The sequence below is a fragment of the Cytobacillus firmus NBRC 15306 genome, from assembly GCF_001591465.1.
GTDB lineage: Bacteria > Bacillota > Bacilli > Bacillales > Cytobacillaceae > Cytobacillus > Cytobacillus firmus.
Genome location: NZ_BCUY01000242.1, coordinates 1 through 741, shown reverse-complemented (window position 1 = coordinate 741; position 741 = coordinate 1). Strand labels below are relative to the sequence as shown.

Below are 741 nucleotides of genomic sequence, written 5' to 3'. Positions count from 1 at the left end.
TTAGAAATGTTATTCCTTTAAGGCCCAGATTGCAGAACAAAATTAAAAAGCGCCCTTTAATCAAAATGATAACATGTTAATATTTTACAAGCTAGATACATGTTACAAAACTCGTGATTTTCTGGACAATAATATTTTAAAAATTCAAATGTAAATAATTTTAAAGCATGCTACATTCAAAATGTACCAAACAAATATAAATGAAGAAGGGAAGAGAGAATCTATGAAATTTAAAGTCGAAACACTTCCAAACTATCGCATCGCTTATGTACGACGAGTTGGCTCATATGGTTCTGCAAATATTGAAGTAATGGAGAAGTTAAAAAAATGGGCTAAAGAAAAAAATCTTTTTGAATCGTCAATCATTTTTGCAGTCCCGCAAGATAACCCTGAGACAACACTACCTGAAAACTGTCGATATGATGCTTGTATTGTGCTTTCAAATGATTATCAAATGGATGATTCAATTTATGAAGGTGAAATTTCTGGTGGTAAATACCTTGTTTACGAAATCAAACATACTGCGGAAGATATCCAAAAAGCATATGCAGAAATTTTTACAGCTGTACAAAGTACTGGATATCAAATTGATAACAAGCCTATTTTGGAAAGATACACTTATGATATGGTAAATAACCATTATTGCGAAATTTGTGTCCCAATAAAACCATGACTTTCCGGGTGTCTAAAATTACTGAATTTTACAAACGAAAATATAAATCTATTTAATAACATCAGTTT

At 30.6% G+C, this 741-nt stretch carries 1 protein-coding gene; it reads left to right on the top strand.

Going from position 1 to position 741, the window contains the following annotated elements; all coding sequences use genetic code 11:
• Positions 1 to 223: 223 nt before the first annotated feature.
• The gene (locus tag BFI01S_RS22085) at positions 224 to 673 is read left to right on the top strand and encodes an AraC family transcriptional regulator (protein WP_025911945.1); all 450 of its coding nucleotides are present in this window, start codon (positions 224 to 226) and stop codon (positions 671 to 673) included.
• Positions 674 to 741: the final 68 nt, after the last annotated feature.

Bases quoted from the DNA above. Each gene is read 5' to 3' on its own strand.
- BFI01S_RS22085 (WP_025911945.1), top strand. From the start codon at position 224: ATGAAATTTAAAGTCGAAACACTTCCAAACTATCGCATCGCTTATGTA.